We start from the raw sequence: 21,857 nt of genomic DNA, 5'->3' as shown, positions 1-21,857 counted from the left end.
TCGAAAGGCATTAAATGAGAAAAATATATTTAGGTGTACTTGCCATGTACCTTGGCATACTGGCATCACACGCGCAAACTAAACCGCAACCGGTTAAAGATTCTACCAATTACGAGTCGCGTAAGCTGAAAATCGATGAGATCAATTTTGTTTCGGCATATTATCATCAGGATGGCAACAACTCTGCCGTAACAGGTGGTATAGGTACCGAAAACCTCACCGACTTTGCGAATACAATTGATTTGCAAATGTCTAAATACAGCAAAATGGGCTTGAAGCACTCCTTTAATTTCGAATTAGGTGTTGACCACTACACTTCGGCTTCTTCTGATAAAATAGATCCAAACAGCATCTCTTCTGCATCAAGGCAGGATTTGCGTATTTACCCATCGCTTAACTGGACCGTATCTAACGATAAAACAGGCAATGCATTCGGGTTAGCGGGCTCTTACTCGCGCGAATTTGATTACCAGTCGTTCGGCGGCGGTATCAACATTACCCGGGTATCAAAAGATAAAAACACCCAGTTTGATTTTAAGGCGCAAGTGTTTTTAGATAAGTGGAAGGTAATATTACCGGTAGAGCTTCGCCCCGCAGGGTATGGATCAGGCTCTGATAAGGAAGATAAACGGCCTGTTGACTACAAGCCCCGAAATTCGTTCAGTACCTCGTTTTCGCTATCGCAGGTATTGACCCAGCGCCTGCAGATGGCTGTAATTGTTGAGCCATCTTACCAGCACGGCTTGCTTGCAACCAAGTACCAGCGCGATTATTTCACGGATGGATCTGAACGGGTGGAAAACTTGCCTGATAGCCGCTATAAATTACCCATCGGCTTAAGATTCAACTACTTTTTAGACGACCACTTTATCATCCGTACTTTTTACAGGTATTACATGGATAACTGGGGTATAAGGGCGCACACAGCCGAAATAGAGATCCCGGTAAAGCTAACCTCTTTTGTATCGGTAAGCCCTTTTTACAGGTATAATACACAAACCGGTACCCGCTATTTTGCGCCCTATGGTCAGCATGATCCATCGGCAACCTTTTACACCAGCGATTACGACTTATCGAGCCTGCACAGCAACTTCGTAGGTGCCAACATAAGGCTGTCGCCGCCAAAAGGGGTGTTTGGCTCAGAACATTTCACTTCGTTGGAATTAAGGGCAGGGCATTATATGCGTTCTACCGGGCTAAATTCAAACATCGTAACGCTGGCGCTGAAATTCAAATAGTTAATACGGGGTGACTTTATAAGCAAACTTATTGTTTGCTACATGTATTTTAGTAATTAAACCTAATTCAACAAGCTTTTTAAGGCGGCCATAAAATGAACTCATGCTCATTTTATGGCCTTGTTTACTTGCTTCCAGCCACAAAAATTCGGCATCCTTTGGTTCGGAAAACGTGGTCATAAATGCCACAATAACTTCATTAGTTTTAATATGTTCTAATTGCCTGGCAGTCGGCCGCGATTTGGACGATCGGTATATGGCTGGTTGTTTTTCCATCAATTTCTAATTAAATATTGTTCCGGGTAATCTTATCTGGAACGGCAAACTGTTTCCCGATAGAAGTTTGCCGGCTAAAACCGCCGGCCTAAAATAATCTTGAAGATTGCTTTGTCTGTGTTTTTGGTAAATCCATATCCTACCCCCGCATTGAACTCCCAATTGGGGTTAAAATCTAAATCGGTAGCTATGTACACTTGCTGTTGTTGCTGCTGAAAAGCGTCGTAGTGGAAGAATGGGCCTGTGCTGCCGTAGTACTCTAAGCCCAATGCCACTACGTTGCTAACGTCGTAGCTGCCTTTCACATTGGGCGAAAAGATGAACCCAAGTTTTTCATCGGGGCCATTAAAACTCTTCTCTAGTGTAGGGTTTATCGATACATAGAATTTTTTCCATTGCTTATCAATAATCGGGCGGATTTCCAAAGAACTGGTATTTGCGGAAAAGGCCCTTTTTTGGAAACCGAATTCGGTAGATAGACTTAAACCAACGGGCAGTTTCCAGCTTGCAGGGGCTGTTACACGGGGGCGGATGTGAGACCCCACATAAGCCGTGCGGCCCTGGTTGCCCTCCGAAGTAAAAATGTAAAAGCCGGTTTCGAACCATGTTGTCCAGCCGTGGGTAATTTCAATTGTTTCGTGTACTACATGGTTATCCGGCAACTCGCGGTTGCTGCCCTCCCTAAAGCCGCTGGCTGTGTAGTTGCTATGCAATTCAAGCATAGTGCGGCCTTTTTCCACAGTAGGCGAACCGTACACCTGTATTTCGTAATTGTCTTGCGCCCGGCATAATCTAGCTGCCAACAGCAAAAGCGCAAAAATGCATAAAGTTTTCAAGCCGTTATTAGTTTTCATTTCCTCCGTTAATCATGTCTGAAACAATCCCTTTTCCGTCTTTGCGTTCTGCTAGCAAAACGCCTGCAATATGCACCACGATGAAAGCGATAATAAGGTACATGCAAAACCCATGTACTTCTTTAACCGAGTGCCTTATTGATTTGTAAGCGGCAAGCGCGTCCTCAAAAGCCAGGAACAAACCCGTTACTACCATTATAATAAGCAACAGGTAAAATAGGGCGTAAATAGATTTAACAGCAAGCTCGTGCCTTGCCTCTTCCCGCTCTTTTTTAATCGTATTGAAATGATGATAAGCGCTTTTTATTTGCCGGATAAATTTTTGATCAGCTAATTGAAAAAACTCCAATATCAGCCTGAATGCTAATAAAGCCGCCAACGCATAACCAAAATAAATATGTATCCCCCATACACTATCGCTTAAGGCATGCGCGGCAGGCCTTACTTGTTCGTCGCTTACCACCGTGCCGGCCTTTCCCAATTCGCTCTTTATCAACGTACCGGTAGCCCTGTCATCAGTAATTGTGGAGTTGATGAGTACTGTTATTAACGAGCCACTGATAGCGATTAGGTTAACCCAATGCCAAATGCGTAAGGATGAAGAGTATCTTTTAAATTTCGACGGGTGCTTTACATCACGCCGGGTGGGTTCAATAATGGCCATGTGGTATGTTTATCTTTGATAAAAATAGTGGGTAAATCTGAAGACAAACTGGATTGAAGCCCCTTGGCCTGATTGTATTTGGCATCAATAGTATACTAAATACAGATTGTATTCAGATTATTTGGTTAACTAGCAGCCTGGCCGGTCAACTATGGTTTTGTACAGGCGCTTATAGATTAATATACTGTGAAAATACTTATTGTTGAAGATGAGCAAGGCTTGCGTGAAAATATGCTCAGCTATTTAAGCGGCGATAATAACGTTTGTGAAAGCTGTACAGATTTGGCCGGTGCAAATGCTAAATTGGCTTGCTATAATTACGATTTTGTTTTGTTGGATATTGGTTTGCCCGATGGCGAAGGATTCGAGGTGCTAAGGTTTTTAAAAGAAGAGCGAAGGAGCGAAGCCGTAATTATCATATCTGCAAGAAACTCTTTGGATGACAGGATAAAAGGTTTAGATATTGGTGCGGATGACTATCTTGTGAAACCCTTCCACCTTGCCGAACTAAAATCGAGGATACTAGCAGTTTTTAGGCGTAAAGCGGGAAATAGCAACAATAGCTTGGTTTTTAATGAAATATCGATAGACCTCGACGGGCGAAATGTTGTTATCAATGGTGCCGAAGTAGTGCTTACGCGAAAAGAATATGACATGTTATTATATCTTATCGCTAACAAGGGTAAAGTAATAGCCAAAACCGCCATAGCCGAGCATTTGTGGGGGGATGAAATAGACATGCACGATAATTTTGATTTTTTATATTCACACGTCAAAAACCTGCGCAAAAAAATCCTCGACGCTACGCCAAATGACTATTTGAAATCGGTTTATGGCATTGGTTATAAATTTACCGATAGATGAAATTAGCTTCGCATTATAACAGGGTGAGCATCCTGGTGACGTTATCTGTGTTGTCTGTTGGTGCTATAATTTATTTTTTTGCTATTAATAACATAGCGGAAAAGCTGCTTGATAACCATCTATCAGAAGAAGTGTCTGAGTTGCTGGGTTATATCAACGCTAAGCAGAAATTACCTAATCAGGCTGATTTTGATGATGATCAAACTAAGGTCTTTAAAATAAATAGGCAGCAGGTTCCAACAAGGTTTTTCGATACCGTTTACTACAATCCGAAGAAATTTAGCGAGAGGTCTGGCCGGGCGGTGGAGGGAAAATTGTCGTTTAAGGGCGAATCTTATAAATTCATCATTATTATATCCAGCGAAAGCGCCGAATACCTCGTGCAAATGATTGGCATCATCACATTATTATTAATGTGTGGGTTATTTGGCGTTTTGTTTTTGGCAAACAAGTATTTCTTAAACGGCCTTTGGCGACCTTTTTACAAAATGGTAGCGAATTTAAAATCATTTGATTTGGCTTCCCCCGTAAAATTTTCGCCCGCGGATACCCGGGTAACCGAATTTTTGGAGTTAGATGCCGCCGTTCTATCCATGGCGAACCGCGTTAAAAGCGATTATCAAAACTTGAAGCAATTTACCGAAAACGCTTCTCATGAAATGATGACGCCGCTTTCGGTTATAAAATCAAAGTTAGATACCTTAATACAAGACGACTCGCTGGAGCAGGAACAGTTTGACCAAATAAATGATATTTACAGTGCCGCCGGTAAATTATCAAGGCTTAGCCAATCATTATTACTATTGGTTAAAATCGAGAATAACCTGATAACAGACGTCGACGAATTGGATATGGGCCAACTCATTGGAGAAAAAATCAGGCAATTTCAAGAGTTGTCGCTCTCGAAAGCCATTGTTACAAACAGCGAACCAACCCTTAAGATGGTTAAAGTAAGTAAGTATCTGGTCGATATCTTGCTTAATAATTTGTTCAGTAATGCAATAAGGCATAATATAAGTGGCGGCACTATCAATATTTATTTAACCGAAGAGCAGCTTACGTTTCAAAATACAGGCGCAGCGCGCCCGCTGGCTGGCGACAGGATTTTTGATCGCTTTCAAAAAGGGAATAATTCGGAGGGTGCCGGGCTTGGCTTAACTATCGTAAAAAACATCTGCAACACGTATAACTGGACTTTGCAATATGAATATAAAGGTGGTTTTCACACTTTTTCCATTCAATTTTAATGGGTGCCTGTACGCGTTAAAGCTGTAATGCTTGACCTGGTTGGCCCCCCCCGCTAGATTCTATCAGGTCTTGAATCCTGAATTTTAAGATTGGCTTATTAATATACAGATAATGGAAACGCAAACAGAAAAACATTTTATAACGCGGAGCGGCTGGCTTCGGGCTGCAGTTTTAGGCGCTAATGACGGCATCCTTTCAACAACCAGCCTTGCAATTGGCATAGCTGCGGCGAGCCAAACCCGTAACCCTATTGTTCTTGCAGCAATTGCCGGCGTAGTGGCCGGTGCGTTGTCAATGGCCGCGGGAGAATACGTGTCCGTCAGCTCTCAATCAGACGTAGAAACATCCGATTTGGCGCGCGAGAAATCAGAACTATCTGAAATGCCCGAATCCGAACTGGCAGAACTGACAGATATCTATGAGAAAAGAGGCCTGACGCCCGACCTTGCCAGGCAAGTTGCAACTCAATTGACGGCACACGATGCGTTAGGAGCTCATGCCAGGGATGAATTAGGTATAAATGAGATTACACAAGCCAAGCCGCTTACCGCAGCCCTGGCATCAGCATTGGCGTTTACAGTAGGCGGCGCGTTGCCGGTGCTGGTGTCTTTTTTTGCGCCCGTTAAGGAAATGATTTTTTACCAATACGGCTTCTCCATTATATTTTTAGCTTTTTCGGGCGCGGTAGCTGCTAAAGCGGGTGGTTCGGACATGCTTAAATCAATTGTCCGCATTTGTATCTGGGGCACCGTTGCGATGGGGATGTCGGCCCTGGTGGGCCATTTGTTTGGCGTAAAAACGCAATAATATCCTTCCGTCTCTAAATTTATGAAATACAGTTTGTTAAAAGTTTACAAGAATCTGTATAATGAGATAATTTGCTGTTGCCTTCGGCCCCAGCCATACTTTCCAATCTTTTTCAAAGGATTTTACTGATATCCCAAACAGAAATAAACTACTTTTACGTTGTATGTTGTTGAAAAACAAACAGTTTGATTTAATAAAAGCCGACGTTCGTTGAAATTAATTGCTAAAAACTTTTTTATAGAGGACCATTGCAACATGAAAATAACTATCTGAACAAATGGCTGCTTGCTGGTCTGGCCCTTTCTGACCAGTGGAAATCATTCAAGCCATCAATACCCAACAAAAAATCTCTAATACCTCATTTAAAACAGAGGCATTAGAGATTTTTGGCAATTTTGTGAAATAGCTTAATTGATTTCTTTTATTTTACTTATATTTTCACAAACGCCCATTGCTGGTTTTTGCCGCCAAAGTAAGCATTTTGGTCGGCCACGCTACCATTTCTGAATGGGATTGCCGTATTATTTCCTAACGCAACTTCGAGGGCTTTTCCGCTATTTACGTTGATGATTTCATAGAATCCATCGTAGGTGGGCTGAATTAACCAGTTTTGATTGGGGTTGCCAGTACCGGTATAATCCCACATATCCACGGCCGCGCCGTCAGAGCCAGACCAACCCCATACCTCTAAACATTTCCCGCTAACGTGCATAGGGGTTAACAGGTAGCTGCCATTTGCAGCAGCTTGCACTTTAAATTGCTGATTTGCTCCGGCATTGTAATCCCATTGATCTGCCAGCGACCCATTAGCAGTTGCCCAGCCACCGATCTCCAAAGGCTTAAAACTATACCTATTGATAATCTGGTACACACCACCTACCTGAAATGTTTGAGTTGAGCTGTTTTGTGCCCCTTGTACAAGGGCCGCTAATTCACGTTGATCTTGTACCACGTAAGTTGACCTGTTGATAAGATGCCCAATGTCCCAAAGAAATGGGTGTAAACCGTTCGCCAATGCTGTGTGCACATTGTAATTATACCAATATGCTTTGGAAGCAAGATTGAAATTTAAAGAGTCTCCCGTAAGGGTTCGCTCCTCCATTACTGCAAATTCGCCCATTATTACCGGGATGCCTTTGCTTGTAAACTTTCTCTGCATCCTTTGGTATTCTCCGCTAAGGGTCGATTCCTCGCCCCAGTAAGGATTGTGCGCAACATCGAAGGTGCTGTGATATCCCGAGCCCCAATAATAAAACACATTGCCCCATGACGCGTCCACGTCCATCAAACAGAAGTTCCAGGGAGTGTAGTTATGGATTTCCACCATCAAACGGTTCGATGCCGGGTCAGTTGGCATTGTGTTCATCAGGCTGTCTGTATAAATCATATCACCTCCTTTGGGGCCCTGGATTACCAGCGTCCGGTAACTGTTGTGCCCGCCGGTCGACCTTACCGCGTTGATAAAAGTTTGATGATAAGAAAGCAGAACGCTCATCCCTGTTGCATCAATTGCGGAGTTAGGTTCATTCGCGCTGGCAAAAAGCAGGTGCTGGTCAAAACCACGCATTTGTGTTGCAATTTGTTCCCAAAGTGCTTTTTGTTTGGCATTAACAGCAACCTGCGCGGCGGTTGTGCAATTGTTCTCCAACCATCCGCCGTCATAATGTATATTTAATATCGCATACATCCCATCGTTAATGCAGTATTGCACAACCTGCTGCACACGGGCAAGCCAGGCCGGGTCTATTTTTGCAGTTGTTGAATCTGGTACATGTGACCAACTCCAATTACAAGGGATTCTTATGGCGGTAAAGCCCATTCGTTTATAGCCGTCGATGAGTGCCTGGGTAATATTAGGATTGCTCCATGCGTTTTCGTTATATTGGGCATCCAATGTGTTGCCAATATTAATACCTAACGTCATATTAGCAGCAATTTGAGTTGCTGTACTGGTCATCCCGGTTTGATCAGGCGCAAGCGGCGAAATGTTGTAACTCGGATAACTGGTGGCGGAGCGCGCCATAGTGCCCGTTTCAGCAAGCGGTTTTATATCCGGAGAAGCGATTTGTGACTTCCTGCACCTTGTCAATGCGGGGATTGCAAGAATGCATAAAAAATAACTTAAAGTTTTCTTCATAAAAAAAATGGTTAGGTTGGCGATATTTAAATCTGCCGCTATTAATAAACTGGTTAATTGCGTGTGAAAGTGTCAGACAATCAGGTAAAAGGAGGATATATTTATGATTGCCTATAAGGTTTATATAGCTATTGGTGCAGGCCGTTATGTTGATAACTACCTTTAGCCAACGGGGTATTAAAAAAAATAATGAAAAGGCAGTTGCCATTCCGCATAAGGCGGAGTTTAACATTGGTTTCATTTTTCGATAAGATAAAACGGGCCTGATCCGGTTTATTTGTTTAATTGGTTAAATCTTGTTTTTCAGAAAGGAGAAGTACAATTAATGAAAACAATGCAATTAAAGTCAACATAATACAGCCGTTGGAACAACGGGCATGTTTTAGTTTTCAATAGTTGAATTGGTACCAGGTTTATTAATTGAGTAGTAAAACTACAGAAGAGATAATTTAATGATGGGTGATAAAAGTCAGAAAATAGGATGCTAAATGTCAAGTTCTTAACTGTAACTAAGGGCATGTCATCGCTTTTTTTTAACCGGATGATCCGAATAGCCTGCTAAACGACAACCCGTAACAAGCTTTATTTCACTGTAAGTTCAGGCATGGCCCCTGCCATAGCATCGGCAACTCATCTGCTTTAGAGGCAGGTTATTTATATCCTGGCGATTAGATAAGGAATTGCCACTTTTACCTCGTTAATTACAAATTAATCTTACTTTTATACTATCGTAGTGTACCGGCTTGCCAAGGGCAGGTTCCTGATTTCGAAGATCTCAACTAAATTTTAATGCGTGTAAAACTTTATATTGTCGTTTCGGTGTTATTTTTTGCTTACACCAACAATTTTGCGCAAAACAGCCAATATCAATTTTCGCGGCTCAATATAAGCAACGGGCTATCACACAACCAGGTCAATTGCATATTTAAAGATCCCAACGGCTTCATGTGGTTCGGCACGGCATCGGGCCTAAATCGCTATGACGGTTATAGTTTTAAAGTTTTTAAGCGCAACGTAAATAACAAGAACTCCATTAATGACGATTTTGTAACTAATATTTGTGAAGGCCCCGACAAAAAATTATGGGTAACAACCCGGGCCGGGTATTCCTTTTACGACCCCGAAACGGAGCAGTTTAATAATGATGTATCGCCGGTGCTCTATTCTTTTAAACTTCCCGGGTATCCGACTGTTTCCAAAATACTTCACATCGGAAAAGGCGACTTCTGGTTTTTGTGCCCTGATTCGGGCCTTTACAGGTATAATAAACTGAAAGGAACTACTACACGTTATCATCATCACCGTAATTCCAGCCCATCTTTATATTCAAATTTCATTACAGACATTAAACAGGATGCACGCGGCAATATTTGGCTTGTTTATAACGACGGGGTAGTAGAGCTATTTGATGTAAAACGCAATGCAATTACGTACCATACAGATATTTTTAGCAAAGCCGCTAACAGTAAAGGCAGGAACTACTCGATAACTGTTGACAGGGATGGCGACCTTTGGGTGTTTAATCCGAATATGGATTCCCGCGCCTATTATTACAACCCCCGGTCAGGGCAGTTCCGGAAAATTTCAAAAGAAGCGGCAGAAACACCGCTTACGTCGAACATCATCATGAATATTGTTCAAGCCGATGACGGCCTTATATGGATCGCCACCGATCATGGCGGGATAAACGTATTGGACAAAAAAAACCTCAAAATTACTTATTTGCTAAACAGGGAAGATGATCCGAAATCATTGGGACAGAACACTGTATTGCTTTATAAAGACAACACTGGCATTATGTGGGCCGGCACGCTTAAAGAGGGGGTAAGTTACTATCATAAAAATATTATCAGGTTCCCGTTATATAGGCACTTTGCCTCAGATCCCGCGAGCATTGGGTTTGAAGATGTTAACAAGTTTGTTGAGGATAAACATGGCAATTTATGGATCGGGACAAATGGGGGCGGTTTAATTTATTTTGACCGCAAAACAGGCAAGTTTACCCAGTATAAACACGACCCGAGAAGCCCGAACAGCCTCAGCAGTGATATTATTGTCAGTTTATGTATCGACCATAACCAACAACTATGGATAGGTACCTATTTTGGCGGGCTTGACCATTTTGACGGCAAAAAATTTATCCATTACAAACATAATGACAAGGTGCCCACCAGCATTGCCGATGACCGGATATGGAGTATTCTGGAAGATTCTTCAAACCGGTTATGGATAGGCACTTTTGCGGCGGGGCTGCAAATATTTGACAGGGACAAAAAGATATTTTCTTCTCCCTTTAAACAAGCTGATATCACGTCGCCTTATGTATCAGCACTCCACGAGGATACCAAGGGTAATCTCTGGGTAGGAGGGTACTTTGGCATAAGCAAAATATTAAAAAATGGACGTGGCGTTATACATTATAATAAAAAGAAAAACGACCCTAACAGTTTGATCAGTGATGACATTAATAGTATTATTCAGGATAGCCGCGGCTTGATGTGGATAGCAGCAAGGGACGGACTGAGTATATTGAACCCGGAAACAAACCGGTTCATCTCGCTGGCTAAAAAGGACGGGTTGCCAGACAACCAGGTTTCGAATGTATTGGAAGATAGCAGGGGAGCCATGTGGGTAAGTACATCAAACGGGCTGTGCCGGGTAACGTTGGCACCAGGCAATGGCACCTATAAGTTTCAGTTTGAAACCTTTGATGAAACAGATGGCCTGCAAGGCAGAGAGTTCAGTCCATTTGCAGCGTTAAAAACCGATAAAGGGGAATTGATATTTGGCGGTTCGCACGGCTTTAATATTTTCGACCCACTGGGCATACATCCAAATATAGAGAAGCCTAAATTAATTTTCACTGGTTTTCAATTATTCAACAAAACCATCGCACCCAATGAAGCAGTTGACGGCCATGTTGTATTAACTAAAGCCATTTCGGCCACACAGGAGATAACGCTAAATCACAGCGAAAATGTGTTTACCATTGAATTTGCCGCGTTAAATTTCTTTAACCCCAATAAAATAACGCATCAGTATATGATGGAGGGTTTTGATAAAGGGTGGCTTACCGCAGACAATGCTACCCGGAAAGCTACCTATACCAACCTTGACGGAGGCGATTATACCTTTAAGGTAAGGGCAATTGGCCAGGAAGGAAAATGGAAACCCAGCTATATTAAATTAAAAATTAGGGTATTGCCCCCGTTTTGGAAATCGCCAATAGCTTATGTTATTTATGTATTTTCCATACTTGGGGTCTTGTATTACATCCGCAAACAGGGGATTAAAAAAATAGAAACCCGGTTTGAGATAGAGCGCGTGCGAAAGGAAGCACAGGATAAGCACGAGCTGGATATAATGAAAATAGATTTTTTTACAAACGTTAGTCACGAATTCAGAACGCCTATCGCCCTGATTATGGCGCCAGTTGAAAAGTTGTTAAAACAGGCTGATGATAATTATAGCCGGCGAAAACTTCAGATGATCCACGAAAACTCTAAGCGGCTGCTTAATATGATTAACCAGCTATTGGATTTTAGTAAAATGACAGTTAAAAAACTTCAGCTTGACCTGCGTGAAGCTGATATCATTAAAATTATAAAGGAAGCAAGCGATTTGTTTACCGATCTGGCAGATAAAAAAAACATTAGTTTTTCATTTAAGTGTGATACTGATTCGGGATTCGCTTTTCTTGATCAGGATAAAATTGAAAGAATACTTTTTAACCTGCTTTCAAATGCATTTAAGTTTACCCCCGACTTTGGTAGTGTGGCCGTTGAAGCAAAGTTGTTGGAATCCAATAGCGTGGAAATGACCTTGCTCGAAATTAAGGTAATAGATTCGGGTGTAGGTATTCCGGCCGAAAAACATAATAAAATATTTGAGCGTTTTTTTCAGAATGACATGCCTGCTTCGTTAATTAACCAGGGAAGTGGTATTGGCTTGTCAATTACAAAAGAGTTTATTGATTTGATGGGTGGCGCCATTTCTGTTGAAAGTGAACATGGGAAAGGGAGTTGTTTTATTGTGCGGCTGCCCTTAAAGATATCCCAGAAAAATAATTTTACCGGTATTGAAAATACCCCCGAAGAAGTGCTAGCTCCTAAACCCGACAGGCCAAATCAGGAAAAACGCAATAAAAATATTACCATTTTAATTGTAGAGGACAACCCCGATTTTAGGGCCTGTCTAAAAGATGATCTTAGACATTTATATACAGTTGCCGAAGCCGAAAATGGTAAAGACGGCTGGCAAAAGGCACTGGCTTTACACCCCGATCTGATCATCAGCGATATTAATATGGCCGAAGTTGATGGTATTGATTTTTGCAAAAAGATCCGAAGCGATAAACGCACCGAACATACACCATTTATATTAATTACCGCTTTTACCGGCGATGAAAAGCAACTGGTCGGTTTGGAGACGGGGGCGAACGACTACCTTTCAAAACCTTTTAATTTTGACATATTACGCTTTAAGGTTCATAATTTGCTTAAGAATCAACAGGTGGTAAAAGAAACGTATCGAAGGCAAATTGAAGCGAAGCCGGGCGATCTGGAAATCGAAACTCCGGATACGAAGTTTATGAAAAAGTTATTGACGGTTATTGAAGAGAATATTCCGAATGCCGGCTTTTCAGTTGAATTGCTAAGCAGTAAGATGAATATGAGCCGCACAACGTTATATAATAAGGTATTTAATCTTTCTGGCAAAACTCCGGTTGAGTTTATTAGGTCGGTAAGGTTAAAAAGAGCAGCACAATTCCTGGTCACAAAACAATTCACCATAGCCGAAACTGCCTATGAGGTGGGTTTCAATGATGCGAAATATTTTTCTAAAGTATTTAAAGAAGAATTTTTGATGACGCCTTCCGAGTACCTGGACAGTATAGATTGATATTCTCACCTCAATCCCACCGATTCAAATAGTTTATAGTCGTAAAAAAAATGCCCTTTGCAAAGGGCGACTATAAACATTTTTCCCCCGTATATTACCTTAATAATCTAATTGTCAATTATTTGACTTTTAATAAGATTAACATTTTTCATACCAATCACCCACATTAGCACACTCGGCAATCTGGGCACACAGGGTACATTTACCTTAATATAATACGACCAACTTATTATATGTAAACCCTGATTTATAAACCAACAAGTTAGATTATTCCTAAAAATAGCATTTACGCGTTTTTGGCTTTTTTGATTTTTTCACCCTGCAGGAATCCTTTTACTTGAGAGTTCCCTGCTTTAGGGTAACCTCAATATAAAGCCTTTTTGATATGAGCGGATAATTGGAAGACTAGCTTTTGGGGGCACACCTGAATATTGAACAATAAATTTTAAAACCAATAAAGATCACCTATTAGATTATGAAGAAAAACCAAGATTGAAAACCTAACCAACCAACCACCAATGAACCAATTAAAAAACCTTAAAATCCTTTTAAAAGATGGATAAAAATTTACAAAAGAGAGTGAAATACCGAATTTCATTAATTATTATGGGCATGTTTCTTTTTATTTCGGCCCATGCACAAACGCAAAATATCACCGGAAAAGTAACAAGTGCCGAGAGTGGCGAGTCCATGCCGGGCGTAAACGTTAGGATTAAAGGGACAACTATCGGATCCGTAACGGGTGTAGACGGTAACTATTCCATAGCGGCCGCGCCGGGTAATATACTTGTTTTTAGCTTTTTAGGTTTCTCCACCCAGGAGATAAACGTTAAACTAACCGGTGCAATAAATGTTAAGCTGAGTTCTACTTCCAGTAACTTAAATGAAGTGGTGGTAACCGGTTATGCCCGCACAAAAAGGAAGGACCTTACCGGTGCGATAAGTTCAATATCGGGGAACGACCTGCGCCAAACCCAACCCACTACTTTCGACCAGGCCCTGCAGGGCAAGGTTGCGGGCGTTGTGGTTCAACAGGTATCGGGCCAGCCCGGCGGCGGTGTATCTATCCAAATACGTGGCGTGTCGTCCATAAGCGGCTCTAATTCGCCGCTGTACGTCATAGATGGTATTATTATCCCGCCGGTTGGTGATCCCGGGAAAGGTTCCAACCCATTAAATAGCATCAATCCCGCCGAAATTGAATCGATAGATGTATTGAAAGATGCTTCGGCAACAGCCATATACGGTTCGCAGGCAACCAATGGCGTGGTTGTTATTACTACAAAAAGGGGTAAATCGGGGGCACCGCAGATAACTTATGATGTCTATTCGGGCTACCAGGAAATAATGAAGCGGCTCCCTACCGTAAACCTGCAACAGTTTGCCACTATCATTAACGCCAGGGCCGCTGCCTGGGGCTTTGATGTCAGGCCCCAATTTGCCAACCCTCAATACCTGGGCCTTGGTACCGACTGGCAGAAAGAATTATTCCGGAAGGCTCCGATGATGAATCACACCATTACGGTAAGCGGCGGGGATACCCGGACCCAATATTTGCTGTCGACCTCGTATTTTAACCAGCAGGGGATAGCCCTTGGGTCTGATTTTAAAAGATACTCGGTACGGTTGAACCTGGATAATAAAACCACCAATTGGCTAAAAATAGGTACGAGCCTTCAATTGGCACACGTTGATGAAAATGTAAGTGCGACCGGCAATAGTGTAATTGGCACCGCGCTAAGCATTAGCCCTGATGTCCCGGTAACCAACTCTGACGGCTCCTTTGGCGGTGTTACCGACCCCGCCGGTTATGTAGAGCCTGTTGCCAACCCGGTGGCATTGGCGAAAATTATCAAGGACCAAAAAAGGAGGAACCAGGTATTTGGCAACCTGTATGCCGAAATACAATTTACTAGTGACCTGTCGTTGCGGAACGAGGTATCCGGTAATTTCGATTTTAATACAGCAGACTATTTTTCGCCGGTCTATTCTTTTGGCAAAGGCACTCCCAGCCCTAACAGAGGTTCCTCTTCCGCCGGCCAGAATTTTTATATCGTAATACGCAACTTCCTGAATTATAACCATAATTTCAAAAAACTTCATTTCAATGCTTTAGCAGGGCACGAAGCGCAGGAGAGCACTTTTGAAAATGTTGGCGCCGGGCGAAGGAATTTTGCTTCAGACAATGTACAGGCGATTAATGCCGGCGACGCTACCACAGCCACAAACTCGGGCGATAATTCACAATCGAACCCTACGGGCGGCAGTGCACAGGAATCCTATTTCGGCCGCGCCAATTTCTCCTGGGACGATAAGTACCTGCTCACCGGCAATATACGTGCCGATGGTTCTTCCAATTTCCCGGCTGGCAGCCGTTGGGTTACTACCTATTCGGGCGGGTTTGCCTGGAAAATTAATAAAGAGGCGTTTTTAAGAGATGTAAAATCGATAGACGAACTGAAGCTGCGGGTTGGTTATGGATTAACCAACAACCAGGGCATACCGGGCAATACTTATGTAACGCAGCTTGCAACGGTTTCAAATGGCTTATCAGGCACAGCGCAGTTCCAGAACAATTTGGCCAACCCGGACGTGAAGTGGGAAAAGACAAATTATTACAGCGCAGGACTTGACGGGACGTTTTTAAACGGGCGGTTAAGTTTCTCCTTAGACGTTTACGACCGCGAAACACACGGGCTTTTACTGCAAGTGCCGCTTCCGGCATACTCCGGTACTGTAGGGGGCTGGGGCCCGGGATCCATGCAAGCGCCTTTTGCCAATGTGGGCTCGCTAAGCAACAAAGGGGCCGACCTCCAGATCAATACCACCAATATCAATTCAAAAAATTTCACCTGGAAAACCGGTTTTACCATATCGCGGAATATTAACAAAGTAACCAGTTTAGGTGCAGGTGGAGACCAGGCCAACTTAAGCCAGAAATCGTACGTAATTAACGATATAATTGAAAAAACAGTGGTGGGCCAGCCCATTGGCGAATTTTACGGCTATGTATTTGACGGGATATTTGCAACCCCAAGTGATTTGCAAAACCATGCCCGGCCTGCCGACGCAAACGGTAACCCTTACCCGGTTTCTGCAGCGGGCGGTGGTATCTGGTATGGCGACCGGATGTTCAAGGATTTGAATGGCGATGGCGTTATCGACTCGAAGGACCAAACATTTTTGGGCTCCCCGATCCCGAAATTCCAGTACGGTATCAATAATACATTCAACTACAAAAACTTCGACCTGAATATTTTCTTCAGCGGTAGCTATGGCAACAAAGTGTTCAATCAAATGGCTATACAGCAAACTAATCCGGGAAATCATGCCACTTTTTTTACATCGGTACTAAACTATGCGCAACTGGCCCTGGTAAATCCTGCCGGCTCTGCAACCGATGTTGACAATGTATATGTTATCAACCCAACAACAACAGTAGTAGGGATGAGAAATGACAATACCAACAGCAACAACCGCCCTAACAGCTTGATGATCGAGGATGGTTCATTCCTGCGATGCAAAAATATCACTTTAGGTTACCGGATATCAGAAAGTCTTTTATCAAAAATATCTGTGCGTTCTGTTAGGGTATATGCCAATGTATCCAATGCATTTATCATTACCAAATATAAAGGCATGGATCCTGAAATAGGTTCGTGGAACCCGCTCCAGGCAGGTTGGGACGGCGGTTATTACCCGCAGCCAAGAGTATTTACCATTGGTGCAAACATAACCTTGAAATAATAAAACGATCACCGATTAAAAATATATGTTTATGAAATCAATTCACAAAATCATCATCATCCTGCTATGCACGGCAGCAGCGGCGGGATGTAAAAAGAGCTTTTTGGACCGCCCGTCCAATTCGCAGATAAGTTCTACCAATTTCTACAAAACCAGGTCCGATCTACGGTTGGCTACGGCAAGCCTTTACGGCGGTGCGCTGTGGTTCCAATGGAGCAATGGTGCCCTGATACCGCTTGGCGACGTATTAAGCGGCACCGGCAGCTTTCAGTACAGCAACGATTTGGTACAGCTTTTTACACGCACCATTACCGCGCAAAATGGCCTGGTAACAAATGGCTGGGTTGGCTTGTACAATGTTATAGGGCAATGCAATGGCGTTATCAATGCCATAGAAAAGCAGGCGGACCCGTCCATTTCTGTAGCAGACAAAAATGCGGCCATAGGCGAGGCAAAATTTATCCGTGCCATAGCGTATTATCATTTGGCGGTGTATTGGGGCGCTGTGCCCATTATAGAAGACAACAGCAAACTGATCAAAGATCCGCTGATTCCGCGTAATATTATTACAGACGTTTATAAATTCGCTGCCAACGACCTGACTTATGCAGCAAATAATCTTCCCAAAACAGACGAAAAGGGCCGGGTAACTACCTGGTCGGCGCAGGGGATGCTGGGCAAAGTATATTTAACAATGGCAGGCGTAGGCAAAAGCGGTAGCCGCGACCAGGCCTTGCTTGACAGTGCTAAAAAGTACGCAGGCAATGTGTGTAAAAATAGCAATATAAATTTATTGCCCAGCTATTATGACCTTTTCAAGGCGCAAAACAACGATAACCAGGAGTCCTTATTTTCCATTCAATGGGCCGCGGGCGTAGGTTATGGAAATGGCAATACTTTACAAACTTATTTTTCACCAAGCGCGGAGGTACTTCCTCAAAAGCAAGGCGGATGGCAGGCCTTACAACCAACGTATGATCTATACCGGATGTATTCGGCTAAGGATACGGTAAGGCGCAAAGCCACTATTATGCTCAACGGAGATGTTTATCCCGAATTGCTTCAAGCCTCCGGTGGTTTTAAGGCGACAGGCACCGGGCTGAAGAAACACATTATTGGCAACGAAAAAGACAACAATTCGCCAACAATGGATATATGGTCATCCATCGAGCATAATGCGATCCTTAGGTTGGCCGATGTGTATTTGGTATATGCCGAAGCTATTTTGGGCAATAATGCGAGCACGAGCGATGGCGACGCCCTAACTTATTTTAATAAAGTGCGGGCAAGGGCCGGCGTGGATATTGTAACTTCGATAACCCCCACTTCGTTGCGTACGGAAAGAAGGGTTGAGCTTGCTTTTGAAGGGCAATACTGGATAGACCTGGTTAGGTATTCTTATTACGATCCGAGCAATGCGGTGAAGTTCCTGAATGACCAGGATGCCACGCATGGCCGGATCTCGTTTACTTATGACCCTACAACTAAAATAGCCAAAAGGGATACTATCGCCCCGCCATCTACGCTTCCGGCAACTATCAATTCATTTACATTGCCGATCCCCTCATCAGAGATTACCAGCGACCCTAAATTGGCCCAGCCACCGGTACCATATTATTAATCAAAAAAAACTTAAATATATTGTTATGAAAAATAAATCATTTTTACAATTATGTTATTTGCCGCTTCTCCTGCTGCTGGTGGCTTTCCTGCCGGCTTGTAAAAAAGATGCTGCAACCAACAGTGCTCCTCCTGTTATTGCAAGCATCAAGAGTTACGTTGCTTCGCCAAACGACACGGTTTTGAATAGTGCTGTGGCAAAGGGCCAATGGGTGGTAATAACCGGGCAGAATTTGCAAAATGCAACTAAAATAAATTTTGATGGTGTACCGGCCTCATTCAATTCCACATTATTTGCGCCTAACAGCGCCGTGGTGCAAATACCCCCTATAGAGTTTTCAAAAATTGATACAGCCAAACTTTATACGGTAGAATATGCTACGCCAGCAGGCACAACAACGTTCGCCTTTAAATTAGGCCCGCCTGCGCCAACTGTTTATGCTGTATCTGACGTATTTGCCAACCCGGGCGATTCGGTTTATCTTTTTGGTGCAAATTTAGTATTGGTTCAAAGCCTGGTATATGGGGGCACCAATATCCCCAAATTTAAATCGAGCCTTCATGGGGACTCCCTTGGCTTTTTGATGCCGGCATTAACGCCTACCAAATTCATTACGGTAACCACTAAAGGTGGTATTGCCCTGGATACCATAAATGCAAAGCCGATCATTGCAGGCATTTCCAACGCTAATCCCGACCTTGGTGATTCGGTTTATGTTTATGGTGCTTACCTTAAGACGGTCCAGTCAATTACTTTTGGCGGTGCTACTATTACAAATTTCACAGAAGGCCCACATGGCGCTTATGTTAAGTTTGCGGCTCCGGGTAAGTACAGCTACGCTAGTGGACCAGTGGCCATTGTTACCAGTTTTGGAACGGTTTCTACTGTTTATAAAGTAAATACTCAAAATGGCGTTACTGAAGGCCTTTTAGCAAATTTTGAGTGGGGTGATAATTTTGGTTATCCCTGGTGGGGAGATGACAAATTGGCTTTCGGCCCTATAGCCGATTATAATGGTTCGATGGGAACAAATAATACGATGTATATCTATTTTGATTCTCCTGTTTTAGCTGGCGGTGCCAGTAAGTACGCCCCATTGGGTAATTCTAATACGGGTAATCACTGGGTTCCTGCGGCAAATATTACAGATCCTCCTTCAAGCTGGGCTCTTCAATTTGAAATAAGTGTGATTCAGCCATGGAATGGAGGTACGCTTTATATCAGAACTGATCTTGCGGGTGACAGTTATGTTGCGCGTTATGAGCCATGGAAAATTCCTAATTCAAATGTTACCAAAGCTTTTAAAACGAAAGGTTGGCAAACTGTAACTATTCCTTTATCTGAGTTCAGATCAAAAGTTGACGAATTAGGGGATGGTTTATCAATTACTCGCATAAGCGATCTATTAGGGTCTACCGGTGCAAATAGTTATAATATGACCCTTAAAAATTTCAGTGGTTCGCCAACTGCGACCGGTTTTTATGCCGCTATTGACAATATTAGGTGTGTGAAGATCAAATAGCCTACAGCCCCACAGCAGCATATCGTTGTGGGGCTTTTTAAATAATTAAAATTAAGACAAAATGAAAATTAAGTATTGTTTTACAATATTGATAACTGTTATTGCAGTTATATCTTTATTCTCCTGTAAAAAGACAAAAAACGTAGCCCCGGAACTAACGGTTACCCAATCTGCTATCGCATTTACGCCTGAAGGCGGAACACAAGATTTATCTTTTACCTCTAGTAGCGATTGGGACATTAGTAACCCTGTTTATTCGTGGCTGCAATTAAGCGCAACGTCAGGTAACAGCGGCAGCACCGTTATTCATGTAACAACCTTGTCGGAAAATAGTACAGGAGCAAGCCGCTCTGGTATTTTATACATAAGTGCTTCCAATGGCCAGGCCAGGAGGGTGACGGTTACCCAGGCCCCCACCATATACAAAAGTTATAATACATCGCCCATAGCGCCTGATGCGACCGGAATGAGCAGCAATGCTGTACAACTGGCGGCGAAAATGAGTACGGGAATGGGAATAAATTTTGGCAATACCATGGAATCGCCAAACGAAGCCGACTGGGTGAATAGTAAAGTTACCGAATCGTATATAAAATTTATAAAACAATCAGGTTTCACTGCTATACGGCTTCCATGTAACTGGGTTTGGAGCCATTTAAGCGACCGGAAAAAAGCAACAATTGACCCTGCATGGCTTGCCCGGGTGAAAGAAGTGGTTGGATGGTGTGTGGCTAATGATGTATATGTGATGCTGAATGCTCACGGGGATAGTGGATGGCTGGAAAATAATGTCAATGCCATAAAGCGAGATTCTGTTAATGCAATGCAAAAGGCAATTTGGGAGCAGATTGCTACAACCATGCGCGATTTTGATGAGCACCTTATTTTTGCCGGTGCGAATGAACCTGCGGTTAATAATGCCGCGGATATGGCCATACTTAATGGTTACCACGAAACATTCATCAAGGCAGTTCGCTCTACCGGGGGCAGGAACAGTTACCGCGTGCTGGTTGTGCAGGGGCCGAGCACAGACCCTAATAAAACTGCTGATTGGATGAATACTATGCCAACAGACAATATTCCCAACAAGTTGATGCTCGAGGTGCATGACTACACGCCTTCTGTATTTACGCTACTAACGGATGGAGACGCAAGTTGGGGCAAGATGGTTTACTACTGGGGGGCCGGGAACCATTCTACTATTGAGCCGGAGCGCAACGCCACCTTTGGAGAAGAGGATCAGGTAGTTACTGAACTCGCAAAGTTAAAAAAGTTTGTTGATAAAGGTATCCCCGTGATAATGGGTGAATATGCAGCCTGGAGAAGGACTGCCGCCACCAACAGTAACTATCTTCCTAAGGATCTGGCTATGCACAATAAGTCGGTAGATTACTGGACAACTTTTACGACCAAAACTATGAAAGCGAATGGCCTTATGCCATTCTTTTGGGAGATAGGTTTTATGTTAGACAGAAAAAATAATGTGATAAAGGACCAGGCCATGTATAATGCCCTTAAGGAAGGATATAAGTAAAATTGATGTTGGATTAAAACTTCGTTGAAATAGCGGTACTGTGAACAAATCACACAGTACCGCTTTTTTTGACGTATATGAATGGTATTGATTGCGAAAAGATAATTCAACAACAAAAAAGAACAATGTTATAAATATGAAAAATAGAATTCAGAGAGTGTTTTTAGGTTTACTGTTCCTGGTCACATTGCCTTCTTTTGCCTGTAAGAAGAAAGAGATTGAGATTCAATTCACGGTTTCTTCCTCACAAGTTGTTTTTGAACCGGAAGGAAGTAATTCCGATGTTTCTATCGCCAGCAATGTTAAGTGGACGGCGACAGCCAACACCTCACTGCCATGGTTAACGATAAATCAATCATCGGGAGGCCCGGGAAATGTTACGCTTAAATTAACCGCGAACGCTAACAACACCGGGGCTACCCGCGCGGCGATAGTGACTATCA

General features: G+C 43.0%; 14 protein-coding genes and 1 pseudogene. 11 read left to right on the top strand and 4 right to left on the bottom strand.

Going from position 1 to position 21,857, the window contains the following annotated elements; genetic code table 11:
* The first annotated feature begins 14 nt into the window (after positions 1-14).
* Positions 15-1,238 carry a DUF3570 domain-containing protein gene (locus AC1DXC_RS22180; protein WP_477461356.1) on the top strand — a complete coding sequence of 408 codons (1,224 nt, stop codon included), beginning with the start codon at positions 15-17 and terminating at the stop codon, positions 1,236-1,238.
* Here AC1DXC_RS22180 and AC1DXC_RS22175 read toward each other — a convergent pair whose 3' ends face one another.
* From AC1DXC_RS22175 to AC1DXC_RS22165, 3 genes are all read right to left on the bottom strand, one after another.
* On the bottom strand, positions 1,239-1,514 hold the full coding sequence (locus tag AC1DXC_RS22175) for a hypothetical protein (RefSeq protein WP_477461355.1): 276 nt from the start codon (positions 1,512-1,514) through the stop codon (positions 1,239-1,241).
* A gap of 74 nt (positions 1,515-1,588) precedes the next feature.
* On the bottom strand, positions 1,589-2,368 hold the full coding sequence (locus AC1DXC_RS22170) for a hypothetical protein (protein ID WP_477461354.1): 780 nt from the start codon (positions 2,366-2,368) through the stop codon (positions 1,589-1,591).
* Complete coding sequence (locus AC1DXC_RS22165) at positions 2,358-3,032, bottom strand: cytochrome b/b6 domain-containing protein (RefSeq protein ID WP_477461353.1); 675 nt, start codon at positions 3,030-3,032, stop codon at positions 2,358-2,360. The genes AC1DXC_RS22170 and AC1DXC_RS22165 overlap by 11 nt, the downstream gene beginning before the upstream one ends.
* Positions 3,033-3,218: 186 nt before the next feature.
* Here AC1DXC_RS22165 and AC1DXC_RS22160 point away from each other — a divergent pair, with 186 nt between their 5' ends.
* The 3 genes from AC1DXC_RS22160 to AC1DXC_RS22150 all read left to right on the top strand — a co-directional run bounded on the left by AC1DXC_RS22160 (position 3,219) and on the right by AC1DXC_RS22150 (position 5,951).
* A complete protein-coding gene (locus tag AC1DXC_RS22160) occupies positions 3,219-3,896 on the top strand; it encodes a response regulator transcription factor (RefSeq protein ID WP_477461352.1) in 678 nt (225 codons plus the stop codon).
* On the top strand, positions 3,893-5,143 hold the full coding sequence (locus tag AC1DXC_RS22155; RefSeq protein ID WP_477461351.1) for a sensor histidine kinase: 1,251 nt from the start codon (positions 3,893-3,895) through the stop codon (positions 5,141-5,143). Before AC1DXC_RS22160 ends, AC1DXC_RS22155 begins: the two co-directional genes overlap by 4 nt.
* A gap of 112 nt (positions 5,144-5,255) precedes the next feature.
* Positions 5,256-5,951: a VIT1/CCC1 transporter family protein gene (locus AC1DXC_RS22150; protein ID WP_477461350.1), complete on the top strand. Its 696-nt coding sequence runs from the start codon at positions 5,256-5,258 to the stop codon at positions 5,949-5,951.
* A 430-nt stretch (positions 5,952-6,381) separates the two neighbouring features.
* Here AC1DXC_RS22150 and AC1DXC_RS22145 read toward each other — a convergent pair whose 3' ends face one another.
* Positions 6,382-8,088 carry a cellulase family glycosylhydrolase gene (locus tag AC1DXC_RS22145; protein ID WP_477461349.1) on the bottom strand — a complete coding sequence of 569 codons (1,707 nt, stop codon included), beginning with the start codon at positions 8,086-8,088 and terminating at the stop codon, positions 6,382-6,384.
* A gap of 789 nt (positions 8,089-8,877) precedes the next feature.
* On the opposite strand from AC1DXC_RS22145, the pseudogene AC1DXC_RS22140 reads away from it, so the two are divergent.
* From AC1DXC_RS22140 to AC1DXC_RS22110, 7 genes and pseudogenes are all read left to right on the top strand, one after another.
* A pseudogene (locus AC1DXC_RS22140) lies at positions 8,878-10,323 on the top strand (ligand-binding sensor domain-containing protein); the annotation flags it as partial.
* Positions 10,324-10,665: 342 nt separating this feature from the next.
* Positions 10,666-12,990: a hybrid sensor histidine kinase/response regulator transcription factor gene (locus AC1DXC_RS22135; RefSeq protein ID WP_477461447.1), complete on the top strand. Its 2,325-nt coding sequence runs from the start codon at positions 10,666-10,668 to the stop codon at positions 12,988-12,990.
* Positions 12,991-13,545: 555 nt separating this feature from the next.
* Complete coding sequence (locus AC1DXC_RS22130; RefSeq protein ID WP_477461348.1) at positions 13,546-16,737, top strand: SusC/RagA family TonB-linked outer membrane protein; 3,192 nt, start codon at positions 13,546-13,548, stop codon at positions 16,735-16,737.
* A gap of 31 nt (positions 16,738-16,768) precedes the next feature.
* The gene (locus tag AC1DXC_RS22125; protein ID WP_477461347.1) at positions 16,769-18,358 is read left to right on the top strand and encodes a RagB/SusD family nutrient uptake outer membrane protein; all 1,590 of its coding nucleotides are present in this window, start codon (positions 16,769-16,771) and stop codon (positions 18,356-18,358) included.
* Between the two features lie 25 nt (positions 18,359-18,383).
* Positions 18,384-19,880 (top strand): glycan-binding surface protein, encoded by a 1,497-nt coding sequence (locus tag AC1DXC_RS22120; RefSeq protein ID WP_477461346.1) that lies wholly within the window; start codon positions 18,384-18,386, stop codon positions 19,878-19,880.
* Positions 19,881-19,941: 61 nt separating this feature from the next.
* Positions 19,942-21,414, top strand: coding sequence for a cellulase family glycosylhydrolase (locus AC1DXC_RS22115; protein WP_477461345.1), 1,473 nt, complete (start codon positions 19,942-19,944; stop codon positions 21,412-21,414).
* 136 nt (positions 21,415-21,550) lie between these two features.
* A partial coding sequence (locus AC1DXC_RS22110; protein ID WP_477461344.1) for a BACON domain-containing protein occupies positions 21,551-21,857 on the top strand: 307 nt, incomplete at its 3' end.

The sequence above is a fragment of the Mucilaginibacter sp. P2_D11 genome (genome assembly GCF_056404435.1).
Note: the sequence above shows the minus strand (reverse complement) of the source record. Positions and strands in the feature narration are given on the sequence as shown.

Coding starts and splice junctions, on each gene's coding strand:
- AC1DXC_RS22120 (WP_477461346.1), top strand. CDS start 18,384: ATGAAAAATAAATCATTTTTACAATTATGTTATTTGCCGCTTCTCCTG.
- AC1DXC_RS22170 (WP_477461354.1), bottom strand. CDS start 2,368: ATGAAAACTAATAACGGCTTGAAAACTTTATGCATTTTTGCGCTTTTG.
- AC1DXC_RS22180 (WP_477461356.1), top strand. CDS start 15: ATGAGAAAAATATATTTAGGTGTACTTGCCATGTACCTTGGCATACTG.
- AC1DXC_RS22130 (WP_477461348.1), top strand. CDS start 13,546: ATGGATAAAAATTTACAAAAGAGAGTGAAATACCGAATTTCATTAATT.
- AC1DXC_RS22165 (WP_477461353.1), bottom strand. CDS start 3,032: ATGGCCATTATTGAACCCACCCGGCGTGATGTAAAGCACCCGTCGAAA.
- AC1DXC_RS22175 (WP_477461355.1), bottom strand. CDS start 1,514: ATGGAAAAACAACCAGCCATATACCGATCGTCCAAATCGCGGCCGACT.
- AC1DXC_RS22145 (WP_477461349.1), bottom strand. CDS start 8,088: ATGAAGAAAACTTTAAGTTATTTTTTATGCATTCTTGCAATCCCCGCA.
- AC1DXC_RS22125 (WP_477461347.1), top strand. CDS start 16,769: ATGAAATCAATTCACAAAATCATCATCATCCTGCTATGCACGGCAGCA.
- AC1DXC_RS22155 (WP_477461351.1), top strand. CDS start 3,893: ATGAAATTAGCTTCGCATTATAACAGGGTGAGCATCCTGGTGACGTTA.
- AC1DXC_RS22150 (WP_477461350.1), top strand. CDS start 5,256: ATGGAAACGCAAACAGAAAAACATTTTATAACGCGGAGCGGCTGGCTT.
- AC1DXC_RS22115 (WP_477461345.1), top strand. CDS start 19,942: ATGAAAATTAAGTATTGTTTTACAATATTGATAACTGTTATTGCAGTT.